Consider the following 14,950-nt stretch of genomic DNA (forward strand, 5'->3'; position numbering starts at 1 on the left):
ACACACCCATCAGCGTTCCGCGTCGGTGCCGCGGTAGTACGGGCTCGAGAGATACTGTCGCAACGCGAAGCGGGTCAACACGCCGATCACCGCGGCCACCGGCACCGCCAGCAGCACGCCGACGAAGCCGAACAGGCTGCCGCCGGCCAGCAGCGCGAACATCACCCAGACCGCATGCAGTCCAACCTTGTCGCCGACCAGCTTCGGCGTCAGCACATTGCCTTCCACCGTCTGGCCGAACAGGAAGATGCCGACCACGATGGCGACGCGCCAGAACTCGTCGAATTGCAGCAGGGCGAGACCGGTGCTGGCGACGAAGCCGAACAGGCTGCCGACATAGGGGATGAAGGACAGCAACCCGGCGACGAGACCGATCACCAGACCGAAGTCCAGCCCGGCCGCCGACAGCGCCAGCGCATAGAAGACGCCCAGCACGACGCAGACCGTCGCCTGCCCGCGCACGAATCCGGACAGGGTGACGTTCACCTCGCGCGCCTGCTCGCGCACCGTCTCGGCATGCTGGCGCGGCAGCCACGAATCGACCTTCCCCACCATCAGGTCCCAGTCGCGCATCATGTAGAAGGCGACGATTGGCGTGATGAACATCAGCGTGACGATGTCGAACAGCGCCAGCCCGCCCGACAGGATGCGGGTGACGATGCGGCCGACCAGCCCGGCCACCTCCCCGGCATAGGTGCCGGCGGCGGCGCGCAGCCGCTCGACATCGTCGGCCGGCAGGCGGTGGATGAAGCGGTCGAGCGCCGGGATCAACCGCTCCTTCACCAGCGTGGCGTAGGTCGGCAGCACCTCCAGCAGATGGGAGACCTGCCCCTGCACCAGCGGCAGCAGGAGCAGGGCCATCAGCACCATGACCAGGACGAATCCCAGCAGCACCAGCGTGGTGCCGAGCCAGCGCGGCAGCCTCGCCGCCTCCAGCCGGTCGACCGCCGGGTCGAGCAGATAGGCGATGGCCAGCCCGACCACGAAGGGCAGCAGCATGTCCGACAGCAGCCAAAGCGCCAGGACGAACAGCCCCAGCCCGATCAGCCAGAAGCGGAGCTGCTTGGCCGCCGTCACGGAACGCCGCCGAGCCGGTTGAACAGCAGGGCGCCGCGCCGCGCGTACAGCACGCCGGACAGCACCGTCGTCACCGTGCAGGCGTACACCAGCACATCGACCAGTTCCCACCCGTACAGGCGGATGTCCGGCAGCCCCAGCGCCGGCGGCGCCAGAATCGCGGCGGCCAGCGCGATCTGCACCACCGTGTTCACCTTGCTGACGTAGAGCGGCTGCATCGCCAGCGTCTCCTTCAGGGTGAACAGCAGGATGACTCCACCGATGATCATGATGTCGCGGAACACCACCATCATTGCCAGCCACAGCGGAATCGCGCCGACCCAGGCCAGCGCCACATACACCCCGACGATCAGCGCCTTGTCGGCCAGCGGATCGAGATATCCCCCCAGCACCGTACGCGCGCGGAACATGCGGGCGATGGCGCCGTCCAGCGCATCGGACAGACCGGCGGCGACGAACAGGGCGAAGGCCCATTCCATGTTGCCGGTCAGGATCATGTACATCGCGGCCGGAACCGCCACGATGCGCAGGAACGTGATGATGTTGGGAACGCTCACGGGATGCTCTTGGCCGGCAGCGTGCCCAGGTTGCGCGGCGGTGCGCCCATGGTGGCCGGACCGCCGGCATCCATCGGCGCCGACGGCGCCAGCGACGTCGGCGACGCCATCGGCGAGGCAGCGGAAGGAACCGCACCGGCGGAGGCCGCACCCGACCCGCGCGGCAGCAGGGTCAGCTGCCAATCGGCCGACTGCACCGGCAGCGGCGCCCCCGGATAGCCGGCGGGCGCGGCGGCCGACCGCGCGAATCCGAGATCCTGGCGGGCGAGCGCCTGAGCCAGCTGATCGGGATCGCCGCGATAGGTCAGGGTGATGAGCGCCTCGTTGCGGCTGATCGACATCAGGCTGGTGCGGCTCACCGCGGCAACGGCGGACAGCCGCTTACGCGTCTCCACCCAATCGTTCACCGCGGTCAGCGGAACGCTGACGATGGTGTTCTGCTCCGGCCCGGTGGCGGTGGTGTGCTGGCGCCGCCACGAGTCGTCGATCTGGGTACCGACCGCCGCGACAGCACGGTTCATCAGCTCGTCGGCACTGCCGCCGCTCTTCACCTGAACCGTCTGGCTGTCGCGGGTGCCGTCCAGCCCATAGCGGGTGACGTCCACCGTCAGGCCGCGCGCCGGGTCCGGCCCGTTCGCCGGCATGTCGGTGCGGGCGACCACGACTCCGCCGGCCTTATAGGCCTGGGCGATGCGGGAAAGCGCTTCCGAATTGCCGGCGATCGCGTCCTCGCCGCTGATCGCCTGGGCGTCGGACAGCTCGCCGTCCGGCACCACCAGCGGCACCAGCGACGCGGCGGACTGCCGCGCCTCCCATGCCGCGCGCCAGGGGGTGCGGTCCTGCCACAGGATGGTGCGGCCGTCGCTCTGGGTCACCGGCAGGATGACGAACGGGCGCGACGGCGGCTCGACATATTGGGCGGCGCCGCCGCTCTGGCCGAGCGCGTCGCGCACCGCGTTCGGACGGAAGCGCACGGTGATGGCGCCGACGTATCGGCTGCCCGACACCTTCTCCTCGTCGATCTCGAATCCCTGGACCATCCTGGCGATCTCGTTGTCCGACAGGCGCGGCGGATTGCCTCCGCCGGGAACGAGGCGCCGGTACAGTTCGGCCCAGGCCTTGGCCTGCGCCTCGCGGATCGCCTGATCGCGGATCGTGGTCGGATTGCCGCCGCTGATGTCGACATTCACGCCGGACACGGCGAAGGGATCGGCGGCGGACGAGACGGCGGCCGGCGGCAGGGTACCGGTCTGCGCCCCCGCCGGCCCGGTCATGGTCAGGACCAGAGCGGTGGACATGGCAGCAAGACCGGCGAGGAGCGGCGCGCGGCGGCGGTGGAGCATTGCAAAGCCTTCCGATTCGAGTATGTTCGGCCCGAGCCCAAGGCCCGGTATATAGCTCAGCCCAAGCGAGGATACCATCAGCACCCAGTCCTATAACATGTCCGACGCCTACAAGCAGGCCGGTGTGGACATCGATGCGGGCAACGCGCTTGTCGAAGCGATCAAGCCCCTTGCCCGCTCCACCGCGCGTTCAGGCTCCGACGCGGGCCTGGGCGGTTTCGGCGCGCTGTTCGATCTGCGCGCCGCCGGCTACCAGGATCCGCTTCTGGTCGCGACGACCGACGGTGTCGGCACCAAGCTGAAGGTAGCGATTCTCGCCAACCGTCATGACACGGTCGGCATCGACCTCGTCGCCATGTGCGTCAACGATCTGGTCGTGCAGGGCGCCGAGCCGCTGCTGTTCCTGGATTACTACGCCACCGGCAAGCTCGACGTGGCCGCCGGCCGCGACATCGTCGCCGGCATCGCCGAAGGCTGCCGTCAGGCCGGCTGCGCGCTGGTCGGCGGCGAGACCGCCGAGATGCCGGGAATGTATTCGGAAGGCGATTACGACCTCGCGGGCTTTTCCGTCGGTGCTGTGGAACGCCAGCATGCCCTGACCGGTTCCGCCGTCCAGGCGGGCGACGTGGTTCTCGGCCTCGCCTCCACCGGCGTGCATTCCAACGGTTATTCGCTGGTTCGCAAGCTGGTCGAGAAGTCGGGCCTCGGCTACGACTCCGCCTGCCCGTGGGACGAGTCGAAGACGCTGGGCGAGGCGCTGCTGACGCCGACCCGCATCTATGTGAAGAGCACGCTGAAGGCGGTGCGCGCCGGCACGGTCCGTGCCATGGCCCACATCACCGGCGGCGGCCTGATCGAGAACATTCCGCGCGTCCTGCCCGATGGGCTGGGCGTGGTGCTCGACGCCTCGACCTGGACCCTGCCCCCCGTCTTCTCCTGGCTGATGAAGACCGGCGGCATCGCCCCGTACGAGATGGCGCGCACCTTCAACGTCGGCCTCGGCATGGTCGTCGTGGTTCCCGCCGACAAGGCGCAGGATGCCATCGACATCCTCCGCGAGGGCGGCGAGACGGTCTACACCGTCGGCACCGTCACCGCGCTGAAGGACGGCGAGGCCCGTGTGACCGTCAATGGCATGGACGCGGCCTGGACCGCGTAAGGGACGCCCCCGGAAAAGTCCCAAGGATCGTTAGATGAGCAAGTTGAAGCTCGGCGTCCTGATCTCGGGGCGCGGCAGCAATCTGCAGGCGTTGATCGACGCCTGCGCCGCGCCCGATTTCCCGGCCGAGATCGCGCTGGTCCTGTCCAACAAGGCCGATGCCTTCGGCCTGGAGCGGGCGGCCAAGGCCGGCATCGCCACGGCGGTGGTCAGCCACCGCGACTATCCCGGCGACAAGCCGGCCTTTGAGGCGGCGATGGACGCCACCCTGCGCGAGTCGGGTGTCGATCTGGTCTGCCTCGCCGGATTCATGCGCCTGCTGTCGCCCTGGTTCGTCGGGCAGTGGCACAACGCGCTCATCAACATCCACCCGTCGCTGCTGCCCTCCTTCAAGGGGCTGGACACCCATCAGCGGGCGCTGGACAGCGGCGTTCGTTTCCATGGCTGCACCGTGCACTATGTGCGGCCGGAGATGGATGAAGGCCCGATCATCGCCCAGGCCGCCGTTCCGGTCCTTCCCGGTGACGATGCCCACCGTCTGGCCGACCGCGTGCTGGAATCGGAACATCGCCTCTACCCGCACGCCGTTCGTCTGATCGCCGAGGGCCGCGCCCGAGTCGACGGCGATCTGGTGCGGATCGAAGGCACGGTTCCGGACCTTGCGGCCGTGGTGAACCCGCCGCTCTAGGCGCGCTCTTCCTTCCGATCATTCCTCTTCCGGCATAGTTGACGGTTCCGCTCGGAATCTGTTGCGTTTCCGTGCGTCCGCGTCAAAAATTGCGGGCAAAAGAAACTGTTGGAGGGTTGATCGAAATGGCGGCCGTCAGTCCGAACCCGGTCAGTGAAGAGACCGTCCGCGCACATCAGGCGAACTGGATCGCCTTTACCAAGTTCATGAAGCTCAGCATCGCCGGAGTCATCGCGGTGCTGGTGCTGCTGGCGATCTTTACGCTGTAGAACACGAGGAAGTTAGGGAGGGGGCGTTCAAAGCCGCCCCCTCCCCCCAAACTCACCCAGCCAGCATCTCCAGCGCCTTCTGCAGCTTGTCGCGGGCCTGGTCGGCGGCCTCGCGGCGGTCGCGCTGCTCCTCGATCACCTCTTCCGGAGCCTTCGCGACGAATTGCTCGTTCGACAGCTTGGCGTCGATCTTCTTGATCTCGCCGGTCAGCTTGTCGATCTCCTTGGACAGGCGCGCCTTCTCCTTGTCGAGATCGACGATGCCTTCCAGCGGCAGAACCAGCGTGGTCTCGTCCAGCACCGCCTGGACGCTGCTCTTCGGCACGTCGCCCTGCAGCGGATCGACGCTCGACAGGCGGGCCATGCGCAGGATCAGGTCGCGGTGGGTGTCCAGCCGCTTCAGGCTGACCGCGTTCGGATCCTTCAGCTTCAGTTCGATCTGCGCTGCCGGCGGAACGTTCATCTCCGACCGCATGGAGCGGACCGAGGAGATCAGCCGCACCACCCAATCCATCTCGTCGCGGGACGCCGGATCGATGACGTCGGCGGCGAATTCCGGCCATTCCGCCGAGATCAGGCGGTTGGCGCGGGCCGGAGAAAGCTGCTCCCACAGCTCTTCGGTGATGAAGGGCATCAGCGGGTGCAGGATGTGCAGAATCTGGTCCAGCACCCAGGCGGTGGTCGCCCGCGTCTCGGCCTTCGCCGCCTCGTCCGTGCCGGCGAGGATCGGCTTGGTGAACTCCATGTACCAGTCGCAGAAGGTGCCCCAGGTGAACTGGTAGGCGGCACCGGCGGCCTCGTTGAACTTGTAGGCGTCGATCGACTCGGCGACCTTCTTCGCCGCATCGGCGAGCGCGCCGACGATCCAGCGGTTGACCGTCTGCGTCAGCCCGACCGGCTTGTAGCCGGCGATCGGCTCGCAACCGTTCATCTGGCAATAGCGTGCGGCGTTCCACAGCTTGGTGGCGAAGTTGCGGTAGCCCTCGACCCGGTTCACCGCCAGCTTGATGTCGCGGCCCTGGGCCGCCATCGCCGACAGGGTGAAGCGCAGCGCATCGGTGCCGTACTGGTCGATGATCTCCAGCGGATCGATGACGTTGCCCTTCGACTTCGACATCTTCTGGCCCTTCTCGTCACGGACAAGGGCGTGGATGTAGACGGTGCGGAAGGGCACATCCTTCATGAAGTGCAGGCCCATCATCATCATCCGGGCGACCCAGAAGAAGATGATGTCGAAGCCGGTCACCAGCACGTCGGTCGGGTAATAGCGGTCCAGTTCCGGCGTCTGGTCCGGCCAGCCCAGCGTCGAGAACGGCCACAGCGCCGACGAGAACCAGGTGTCGAGCACGTCGGCGTCGCGCGTCAGTTCGACGTCCCGGCCGTAATGCGTCCGGGCCGCGGCGCGGGCCTCCTCTTCCGTCTCCTCGACGAAGAAGGTGCCGTCCGGGCCGTACCAGGCCGGAATCTGATGGCCCCACCAGATCTGGCGGCTGATGCACCAGGGCTGGATGTTGCGCATCCATTCGAAATAGGTGTTCTCCCACTGCTTGGGCACGAACACCGTCTTGCCGGTCTCCACCGCCTCGATCGCCGGCTTGGCCAGAGTCGCGGCGTCGACGTACCACTGGTCGGTCAGCCACGGCTCGATGGCGACGCCGGAACGGTCGCCATGCGGGACCATGTGGGTGTGCGGCTCGATCTTCTCCAGAAGCTCCAGCGCTTCCAGTTCGGCAACGACCTTCTTGCGCGCCTCGTAGCGGTCCAGCCCGCGATAGGCCTCGGGAACGTTGTCGTTCAGCCGGGCGTCGCGGTCCATGATGTTGATCTGCTCGAGCCCGCAGCGCTTGCCGACCTCGAAATCGTTGAAGTCGTGGGCCGGCGTGATCTTCACGGCGCCCGAACCGGTCTCCGGATCGGCATATTCGTCGCCGACGATGGGGATCAGGCGGCCGACCAGCGGCAACCGGACCATCTTGCCGATCAGGTCCTTGTAACGATCATCCTCCGGATGCACCGCGACGCCGGTATCGCCCAGCATGGTTTCCGGACGGGTGGTGGCGACCACGATGAAGCGGCCCTCCTCCCCGTCGATCGGGTAGCGGAAGTGCCAGAGGTTGCCCTTGATCTCCTTCTGCTCGACCTCGAGGTCGGAGATCGCGGTGTGCAGCTTCGGGTCCCAGTTGACCAGACGCTTGTCCTTGTAGATCAGCCCCTGGCGGTGTAGTTCGACGAACACCTTGCGGACGGCGCGGCTCAGCCCTTCGTCCATGGTGAAACGCTCGCGCGGCCAATCCGGCGAGGCACCCAGGCGGCGCAGCTGGCGGGTGATGGTGCCGCCTGATTCGGCCTTCCATTCCCACACCTTGTCGATGAAGGCGTCGCGGCCGAAATCGTGACGGGTCTTGCCGTCCTTCGCCAGGTTGCGCTCCACCACCATCTGGGTGGCGATGCCGGCATGGTCGGTCCCCGGCTGCCACAGAGCGTCACGGCCGCGCATGCGGTTGTAGCGGGTCAGCACGTCCTGGATGGTGAAGGTCAGCGCATGGCCCATGTGCAGGCTGCCGGTTACGTTCGGCGGCGGCATCATGATGGTGTAGGGCTTGCCGTTCCCCTGCGGCTGGGCGGCGAAGGCGCCCGACTCTTCCCACAGGCGGTAGTGCTTCTCCTCGACCTCGGCGGGCCGGTACGTCTTTTCCAACATCACCACGAACTTTCGCTAGAAACGTCTCAACCGGGGCTCAAAAAGGCGGGGCTCAGGAAGACAGGATCAGAACTTCTGCGACCGCCGGATCATGCGGTCGATTTCCTGCTGCACGAGCCGCTCGACCACCGTCGGCAGGTTCTCGTCCAGCCATTCCTTCAGCAGCGGCTTCAGCAGCTCGCGCACGACCTCTTCCACCGTGCGGATGCCGATGGGCATCGGGCCGATGGACAGGTCGTCGCCCAATTCGCGCGCCAGATGGGTCAGGTGGTGCGAGGCATCCTCCGCCGTCCGGCGGGAGATCAGCCCGTCATCCGGATCGACCACGCGGCGGCGCGGCCGCGGCGGGGGGGGCGGCTCGTCATCCTCGAAATCGTCAAATACCGGCGCCGGCCGCCGGGCGGCGGGACGCGGCGGCGGCATCGGCTCGGGCTCCGGCTCGTCCCAACGGGGCGGCGGCGGCGGAGGCGACGGTTCCGGAAAGGCGGGTTCCTCCGGCCACGGGTCGGGGTCCTGCTGACCGAAGTCGGGCCGCTCGTCCGGCTCATCCTCCACCATCTGGGTCAATTCCAGGACGTCGTCGTCCTCCTCCACCATTGGGGGTAGCGGAGGCGGCGGCGGAGGGGGTGGCGGCGGTGGAGGCGGCGAAGGCGCCTGGGTTTCCGATTTGGCAGGCTCGCCGTCCTCGGAAATGATCCGCCGGATGGAGGCGAGGATTTCCTCCATCGAAGGTTCTTGCTGGCCCTTATCGCTCATCGTGGCAACCCGAGACGTCAACCTGACCCAAACCTAGGGCAGTGCTGACAAAAAAGCCATAATACAAAAACGGCCCGCTTTCGCGGGCCGTCTCGTTCATTCGGTCACCGAAGTTCCGAACCACTTGCCCCGCGTCTTGTCGTAATTCGATTGCGGGTCGTATTTCTGGACCGGCAGGTTGAGCCGGTCGGCGGTCAACTGTCCGCTGGACGCCAGAACATTGAAGGCCGCCACCATTTCGTCGTGCTGGGCGCGGACCAGGAAAACGCGGGCGTTCAGCAGTTCCTGTTCCTGGTTCAGCACGTCGAGCACGGTGCGCGAGCCGACCTGCGCCTCCTGACGGACACCTTCCAAGGCGATCTGCGCCGCCTTGATCTGCGCCGAGTAGGACTCGATGCTGGCGCGCGCGGTCTGCAGGGACTGCCAGGCGCTGACCGCCGATTCGGTCACCTGACGGCGGGCCTCCTCGATCTGCAGGCGGGCCTGATTGGCCGTCTGCTTGGCCTCGCGGACCAGTGCTTCGGGCTGACCGGCCTGATAGAGCGGGATGGTCACCTGGGCGGTGATCTGCGCGCTGTCGGAGCGGTTCAGGTCGATGCCGGAGGAGCGGCCGGGATCATAGGTGCGGCTGCCGGAGGCCGACAGGTTCACCGACGGCAGCAGGCGGCCGTACTGCTGATCCACCGCCTCGCGCTGCGCCGCTTCGCTATAGGAGGCGGACAGGACGTTCGGGTTGTTGGCGCGGGCCAGCTCGACCAGCTCGTCCAGGTTCTTCGGCAGGCGGAAGGCCGGCTTCGGCGCCTTCAGCTCGCCGGGGGCGGAGCCCACCAGACGCTCGTAGGTCGCGCGCGAGGCACGCAGCGTGCCTTCGGCCGAAATCTTGGAAGCGATGGCGGCCGACAGGCGCGACTCGGACTGGCTGACGTCGGTGCGGGTGTATTCGCCGACGCGGAAGCGGTCGCGGGCGGCGTCCAGCTGACGGCGCAGCACCTGCTCGTTGTTCATCTGCAGCTGCAGGATGGCCTGGTTCTGGACGATGTCCAGATAGGCCTGGGCGGCGGCCAGCAGCACCGACTGTTCCGACGCGATCAGGGTGGCGCGCTGCGCCTCGACCAGCCGCTCGGCGCGGCGGACGGCCGGGGCGACGGTGGCGTCGTAGATCGGCTGGGTGGCGGTGATGCCGACGCTTTTGGGATTGCTCTCGGACCCCGTCGAACCGCCGTCATACTTGCTCTCGCCCGTCGAGCGCGAGATGCCGGCGGTCACGCGGGCCGTCGGGCGGTAGCCGGACAGCGCCTGCGGCACGCCTTCGTCGACGGCGCGCAGACGGGCGCGCTGGGCGCCGATGGTCGGGTTGTTTGCATAGGCCTGGGCGAGGGCCTGTTCCAGGGACTGCGCCTGGGCCGTACCACCGCCGGTCACTGCTGTGCCCATCGTGGCGGTCAGGGTCAGGGCCGTCGCCAGCAGCCAGCGGCGCGCAAAACGGCTTCGCACGGTCATGTTCAGTAGACCTTCATGTTCGGGTCGATTCGGCGCGCCCAGGCATCGACACCGCCATCCAGGTTGATGGCGCGGTCGAAGCCCCTGGAACGCAGCCACATGGTGACCTGCGCGCTGCGGCCACCGTGATGGCACACGACGACTATGTCGCGGTCCTTCGGCAGCTCATCCACCCGGCCGGGAAGCCCGTTCATCGGGATGTGCAGGCTGTCGTCGATGGCGCACAGCGCAAACTCCCACGGCTCGCGCACGTCGAGGACGACCGGATCGTCGCCGGCCTTGCGGCGGCGGTCCAGCTCTTCCACCTCGATCTCAAACGGCGCGGCCATGGGTGCTCACTTTCGTGCAAGGGCGACGGCGACGGTAGCGCAGAACCGCGCAGAGGTAAACTGCACGGTTCAGTTCAAGACCTGTCCAACCGGCGAATCCGGTCAGAACACGAAGGACGCCTTCTTTTCGAAGCCCGGCAGCGCATGCGGCTGGGCCTCGAACAGGATGCGGCTCGACACCACGCCGGCGGCCCGCTGGAACAGGCGGACCTCCCCGACGGCGCCCTTGCCGTGGACGATGGCGACGAGGCGTCCGCCCTCCGCCAACTGGTCGGTCAGCGACGCCGGCACCTCCGGCACGGTACCTTCGACGACGATGACATCGTAAGGGGCGTTTTGGGCGTACCCCTCCGCCAGCGGGCCGGTGACGGCCTTGGCATTGGTGATGCCCTGCCCGGCCAGCGCGGCGGTGGCAGCGGCGGTCAGCCCTTCGTCGCAGTCGATGCCGACCACCGACGAGGCGAGGCGGGCCAGCACCGCGGTGGAGTAGCCGCCGGCGGCGCCGACGTCGAGCACCCGGTCGGTCTCCTGCACGGCGACGGCCTGCAGCATGCGGGCGAAGACCATCGGCTCTAGCAGGAAACGGCCCTTGCCGATGGGGAGGTCGTCATCGACATAAGCGACGCCGCGCGCCGTCTCAGGAACGAAGGCTTCGCGCGGAAGCTCCGACAGGACATCGACGAGACGTTGATCGGTCACCTTGTTGGGGCGGATCTGTCCCTCGACCATGAAATAGCGTGCGGCGGCGAAATCGGTCATGGCGGTCGCTTATTGATGTGTTGTGACGACACCGGCACCAAGCCGAACAGCGAACGGCTTCCTGCCATGGCGGTATATAGCCGCAAAGGCTCGGCGAACACAACGCCACGAGCGATGGGGCCACGAGCGATGGGCGTCCGGCCTTTGCCGTGTACCGGGAAAACTGTCGGCCGAACTCCCGGCAGGATGCTGCCTGGACGGCCCGATCAATGATGTTCAAAAATCGTCACCATTCGCCTTGACCGCTCCGTTCCGTGCCGCTATACCACCGCTCCACACCGAGGGCGCACCGGAAACGGCGCGCCGGTGCCGGTCAGGATGGCGCGGTGGCAGAGTGGTGATGCAGCGGACTGCAAATCCGTGTACGTGGGTTCGATTCCCGCCCGTGCCTCCATACCTGACGACAGTTTGGCAGACGACCAACCGGTTCGAACGCAGCCCCGCCCCCCCGGCGGGGTTTTTTGCGTTTGGGCCTTGTTTTCGTTGACGGATTGCCCCCGCACGCCCCTTCGATCCTTGCGGCAAGAAAATTCATTTTCCTGTCGGAATTGGCTTGGCAGGGCCGGATGGTTCGGCTATACACCCGCCACGCCAACAACGGCGGCGGCCGAAAGGTCAGTCACCGATCCCGGTTAGCTCAGTTGGTAGAGCAGCGGACTGTTAATCCGCTTGTCGCTGGTTCGAGTCCAGCACCGGGAGCCAGATCGAAAAGGCCGGATGCCACACGCATCCGGCCTTTTCTTCTTTTCGCGTCATTGCGCCTTGACTGTGGCGGTTAAGTAACCGAATTCGGTTTAAAGCAGTCGGGCTAGGACCGACGGTCGCCCAATGTGACAAGAACTAGTCCCAAAAGACGATCCTGATTTGCCGGAAGCGAAATGCCGCCCCCGGCCGCACGGCGTTAGACTTGATAACAATCCGGACCCAGTCTTGGACCGGGCGTCTCCAGCCATGGAGGATCGCCGTGCTTATGCCATTCCAGTCAGAACGTCTTCGCACCGCTCCACCGGTCGACGGAACCGGGCGCGGTTCGCCCGAACCCGACGACCATCCGGTGCGGACGGTGGATTGCGTGACCGCGGTCCTGCTGTTCCTGGCGGCGGTGCTTGTCGCCCTGCTGGCTTTCAGCACCGATTGGAACGGTCCGGCCACCGACAGCCGGCCGCAGGCCTACGAGAACACCCCGGTCCTGGTAATTCCGCCCCACCCGCGGTGAGGCGGCCTTATTCCACCAGATCGTCATAGATGGTATCGCCGGACTCCGACGGATCGCCCCCGACCGCGGCAACGGCCACGCGTTTCCATTCCCCGCACCAGTCGGTGGACAGGGTGATGGGGAAGTCGCCTTCGGGACTGCGCGGGGTCACCACCGGCGGATAGCGCCGGCAGGTCCCCTTCGGCCCGCGCTGGCGGAGCCCCTGCCCCTCCCAGAAGCGGCAGGTGTAACAGGTGTCGAGTCGCTTCATCGCGGACCGGTCTCCTCATAATCGCCGTTTCTGCCGGCCGGCCATGCCGCCCCCCACTGGGCCGCCCTCCACCGCCAGACCACCCGGATCCGCGCCCGTCCTCCGTCAGTTGGTGGAGGGCGGCTTGCCCGGCCGCATCGTGTCGGCGCATCTGGCGTAATACGCCTTGATGTCCGCGTCCAGAACACTGCGGCGGCGTCCGTCCTCCGAGCCCTCCGGAGCGTCGGTCAGGCGCTGGAATTCCTGGACGGCCTGTTCCAGTTCCTGCTCGCTGTTGATGGGCATGCTGTCGCCTTTCCTCTTCATTGTCCGGACCGAATTCCGGTCTCGGACAGCACAACACCGCCCGGCGGCGGTATGTTTCCTCCCTCGAAGGCCCAGCCAGCGCCTCCCAGCCGCTTGATGAGCCGCGACTCGAGCGCAATGTCATGTCAGTGTCACCCGAGTCGCGACGGACAGGGCCGCGCGACCGCGGGGGTGCCCTTGGCCCTGCCTTGCGCGGGAGTGCGGTGTCATGCGGGTCATCTCAGCACCGGTCGTGCCGCGGTTGGCGGCCGCCATCCTTGTCCTTGTCGGTATTCAGTTGGGCGTGCTCGGCGCCCGCCCGGCGCAGGCGGCGGACCCCGAGCAACTTGATCCGGATCGCGTCGTCCGCTCCGTCGTCGGCATCAGCGCCGTGGTGCCGCCGGACAGCCAGAGCGCGCGTACGCTGGGAACCGACCGCGAGGGCAGCGGCGTGGTCATCGACGGGTCCGGCCTGATCCTGACCATCGGCTATACGGTGATGGAGGCCTCGCAGATAGAGGTCACCGCCGCCGACGGGCGCAGCTATCCCGCCAGCATGGTCGCCTACGACCCGGTCAGCGGCTTCGGTCTGCTGCGGGCGGAGATGGGGTTCACGGCCCCCTGGCTGCGGCTGGCCACCGCCGATGCGGTCAAGGAAGGCGACACGCTGCTGGCGCTCAGCGGCGGCGACAATCGCAGTGCCACCGCCGTGAAGCTGGTCAGCAAGCGCGAGTTCGCCGGCTACTGGGAATATCTGCTGGACGAGGCCCTGTTCACCTTCCCGCCGATCCGCGCCTTCAACGGCGCCGCGCTGGTCAACCGCGAAGGCCGGCTGGTCGGCATCGGATCGCTTCTGGTGATGGAGGCGGTGGAGGGCCGCGGCCTGCCCGGCAACATGTTCGTCCCGGTGTCGGCGCTGGAGCCGATCCTCGCCGACCTGCTCGCCTATGGCCGCCGCCAGGAGCCGGCCCGGCCGTGGTTGGGCGTTACCCTGCGCGAGGAGTTGGGCCGGCTGATGGTGGAAAAGGTGTCGCCGCGCAGTCCCGCCGAGTCGGCCGGCCTGCGTCCGGGCGACTGGATCGTCGGAGTCGGCGGCCAGCGCTTCAGCGGACTGGCGGATTTCTACCGCAAGCTCTGGGGCCTGGGGCCGGCCGGCGTCGTCGTGCCGCTGGAGGTGATGCGCGGCGCCACTCTGACCCCCGTCCCGGTGACCTCGGCCGACCGCGTGCGCTTCCTGCGGCTGAACCCGACGCTGTGACACCCGCACCTGCGCCTGTGGGTGGGCGCTTGTGGTGGGCGCGGCGGCGTAGCACCTTGTCGAAAACAGCCATCCGTGGGACCGCGCCGACCATGAACCATCCCGACATCGAGATCGTCGACAAGAAGACCCCCTACAAGGGCTTCCTCACCATCGACGTCTACCGCCTGCGCCACAAGAAGTTCGACGGAAGCTGGACCGACGTGCTGCCGCCGCGCGAGGTGTGCGACCGTGGCGCGGCGGTGGCCGTGCTGCTGTACGACCCCGATCTCGACACCGTCGTGATGATCGAGCAGTTCCGCGTCGGCTCCGCCGCGGCCGGCGGACCGGCCTGGATGACGGAGATCGTCGCCGGCATGGTCGGCGAGGGCGAGAGCCCCGAGGAGGTGGCACGCCGCGAGTCGCTGGAGGAGGCCGGCTGCGCCATCCAGGAGATCGAGCAGATCTGCGATTACTACGTCAGCCCAGGCGCCTTCACCGAAGTCGTCACCGTCTTCTGCGGCCGGGTCGACAGCCGCAACCTCGCCGCCACCGGCGGCCTGGAGGAGGAGCATGAGGACATCCGGATTTTCGCCCTGCCGGCCGACGAGGCGATCCGCCTGATGGACGAGAACCGCCTGCGCAACTCCGTCGCCATCATCGCCGTCGGCTGGCTCGCCCGCCACCGCGAGGGTTTGCGCAAGCGCTGGCTCGGTCAGGGGTGAATGTGACGGGCGTCGGCAATCGACGTCCTCCCGCCATCACCGAATTCACATGCATAACTCGTTCAATGCTGCATTTCACACCGCCGCCTTGAAACCGCC

Annotated in this window: 16 protein-coding genes and 2 tRNA genes; 8 read left to right on the top strand and 10 right to left on the bottom strand. The window is 67.3% G+C overall.

Going from position 1 to position 14,950, the window contains the following annotated elements; genetic code table 11:
- Window positions 1–9 precede the first annotated feature (9 nt).
- The 3 genes from FZ938_RS02560 to FZ938_RS02570 are packed head-to-tail and all read right to left on the bottom strand — an operon-like array spanning window position 10 to window position 2,932.
- Window positions 10–1,077, bottom strand: a complete 1,068-nt coding sequence (locus FZ938_RS02560) for an AI-2E family transporter (RefSeq protein WP_149197105.1) — start codon at window positions 1,075–1,077, stop codon at window positions 10–12.
- On the bottom strand, window positions 1,074–1,634 hold the full coding sequence (locus FZ938_RS02565) for a CDP-alcohol phosphatidyltransferase family protein (protein ID WP_149197106.1): 561 nt from the start codon (window positions 1,632–1,634) through the stop codon (window positions 1,074–1,076). Before FZ938_RS02565 ends, FZ938_RS02560 begins: the two co-directional genes overlap by 4 nt.
- On the bottom strand, window positions 1,631–2,932 hold the full coding sequence (locus FZ938_RS02570; protein WP_246798988.1) for a DUF2066 domain-containing protein: 1,302 nt from the start codon (window positions 2,930–2,932) through the stop codon (window positions 1,631–1,633). Before FZ938_RS02570 ends, FZ938_RS02565 begins: the two co-directional genes overlap by 4 nt.
- A 142-nt stretch (window positions 2,933–3,074) precedes the next feature.
- Between FZ938_RS02570 and purM the strand changes: the two genes are divergently transcribed.
- From purM to FZ938_RS30415, 3 genes are all read left to right on the top strand, one after another.
- On the top strand, window positions 3,075–4,136 hold the full coding sequence (gene purM / locus FZ938_RS02575; protein ID WP_149197108.1) for a phosphoribosylformylglycinamidine cyclo-ligase: 1,062 nt from the start codon (window positions 3,075–3,077) through the stop codon (window positions 4,134–4,136).
- A gap of 34 nt (window positions 4,137–4,170) precedes the next feature.
- Window positions 4,171–4,824: a phosphoribosylglycinamide formyltransferase gene (gene purN, locus FZ938_RS02580; protein ID WP_149197109.1), complete on the top strand. Its 654-nt coding sequence runs from the start codon at window positions 4,171–4,173 to the stop codon at window positions 4,822–4,824.
- A gap of 125 nt (window positions 4,825–4,949) precedes the next feature.
- A complete protein-coding gene (locus tag FZ938_RS30415; RefSeq protein WP_158282093.1) occupies window positions 4,950–5,093 on the top strand; it encodes a hypothetical protein in 144 nt (47 codons plus the stop codon).
- 52 nt (window positions 5,094–5,145) lie between these two features.
- Here FZ938_RS30415 and FZ938_RS02585 read toward each other — a convergent pair whose 3' ends face one another.
- From FZ938_RS02585 to FZ938_RS02605, 5 genes are all read right to left on the bottom strand, one after another.
- Window positions 5,146–7,794, bottom strand: a complete 2,649-nt coding sequence (locus FZ938_RS02585; protein WP_174757294.1) for a valine--tRNA ligase — start codon at window positions 7,792–7,794, stop codon at window positions 5,146–5,148.
- A gap of 66 nt (window positions 7,795–7,860) precedes the next feature.
- On the bottom strand, window positions 7,861–8,550 hold the full coding sequence (locus FZ938_RS02590) for a DUF2497 domain-containing protein (protein ID WP_149197111.1): 690 nt from the start codon (window positions 8,548–8,550) through the stop codon (window positions 7,861–7,863).
- 96 nt (window positions 8,551–8,646) lie between these two features.
- Window positions 8,647–10,050, bottom strand: a complete 1,404-nt coding sequence (locus FZ938_RS02595) for a TolC family outer membrane protein (protein ID WP_149197112.1) — start codon at window positions 10,048–10,050, stop codon at window positions 8,647–8,649.
- A gap of 2 nt (window positions 10,051–10,052) precedes the next feature.
- On the bottom strand, window positions 10,053–10,379 hold the full coding sequence (locus FZ938_RS02600) for a rhodanese-like domain-containing protein (RefSeq protein ID WP_085089264.1): 327 nt from the start codon (window positions 10,377–10,379) through the stop codon (window positions 10,053–10,055).
- Window positions 10,380–10,481: 102 nt separating this feature from the next.
- On the bottom strand, window positions 10,482–11,138 hold the full coding sequence (locus tag FZ938_RS02605) for a protein-L-isoaspartate O-methyltransferase family protein (protein ID WP_149197113.1): 657 nt from the start codon (window positions 11,136–11,138) through the stop codon (window positions 10,482–10,484).
- Window positions 11,139–11,458: 320 nt separating this feature from the next.
- On the opposite strand from FZ938_RS02605, the gene FZ938_RS02610 reads away from it, so the two are divergent.
- The 3 genes from FZ938_RS02610 (at window position 11,459) to FZ938_RS02620 (ending at window position 12,354) form a co-directional block, all read left to right on the top strand.
- A tRNA-Cys gene (locus FZ938_RS02610) sits at window positions 11,459–11,532 on the top strand.
- A 232-nt stretch (window positions 11,533–11,764) separates the two neighbouring features.
- Window positions 11,765–11,840, top strand: a tRNA-Asn gene (locus FZ938_RS02615).
- 268 nt (window positions 11,841–12,108) lie between these two features.
- A complete protein-coding gene (locus FZ938_RS02620) occupies window positions 12,109–12,354 on the top strand; it encodes a hypothetical protein (RefSeq protein ID WP_246457462.1) in 246 nt (81 codons plus the stop codon).
- A 7-nt stretch (window positions 12,355–12,361) separates the two neighbouring features.
- On the opposite strand, the gene FZ938_RS02625 is transcribed toward FZ938_RS02620, so the two are convergent.
- Window positions 12,362–12,604 (bottom strand): hypothetical protein, encoded by a 243-nt coding sequence (locus FZ938_RS02625; RefSeq protein WP_085089261.1) that lies wholly within the window; start codon window positions 12,602–12,604, stop codon window positions 12,362–12,364.
- A 105-nt stretch (window positions 12,605–12,709) separates the two neighbouring features.
- Window positions 12,710–12,889, bottom strand: coding sequence for a hypothetical protein (locus tag FZ938_RS02630; RefSeq protein ID WP_149197115.1), 180 nt, complete (start codon window positions 12,887–12,889; stop codon window positions 12,710–12,712).
- A 229-nt stretch (window positions 12,890–13,118) separates the two neighbouring features.
- Between FZ938_RS02630 and FZ938_RS02635 the strand changes: the two genes are divergently transcribed.
- Together FZ938_RS02635 and FZ938_RS02640 are read left to right on the top strand one after the other, a co-directional pair.
- Entirely contained in the window at window positions 13,119–14,147 is a 1,029-nt protein-coding gene (locus tag FZ938_RS02635; RefSeq protein WP_149197116.1) for a S1C family serine protease, read from the top strand.
- A 92-nt stretch (window positions 14,148–14,239) separates the two neighbouring features.
- On the top strand, window positions 14,240–14,851 hold the full coding sequence (locus FZ938_RS02640; RefSeq protein ID WP_149197117.1) for an NUDIX domain-containing protein: 612 nt from the start codon (window positions 14,240–14,242) through the stop codon (window positions 14,849–14,851).
- Window positions 14,852–14,950 lie beyond the last annotated feature (99 nt).

The organism is Azospirillum oryzae (assembly GCF_008364795.1).
Taxonomy (GTDB): domain Bacteria; phylum Pseudomonadota; class Alphaproteobacteria; order Azospirillales; family Azospirillaceae; genus Azospirillum; species Azospirillum oryzae.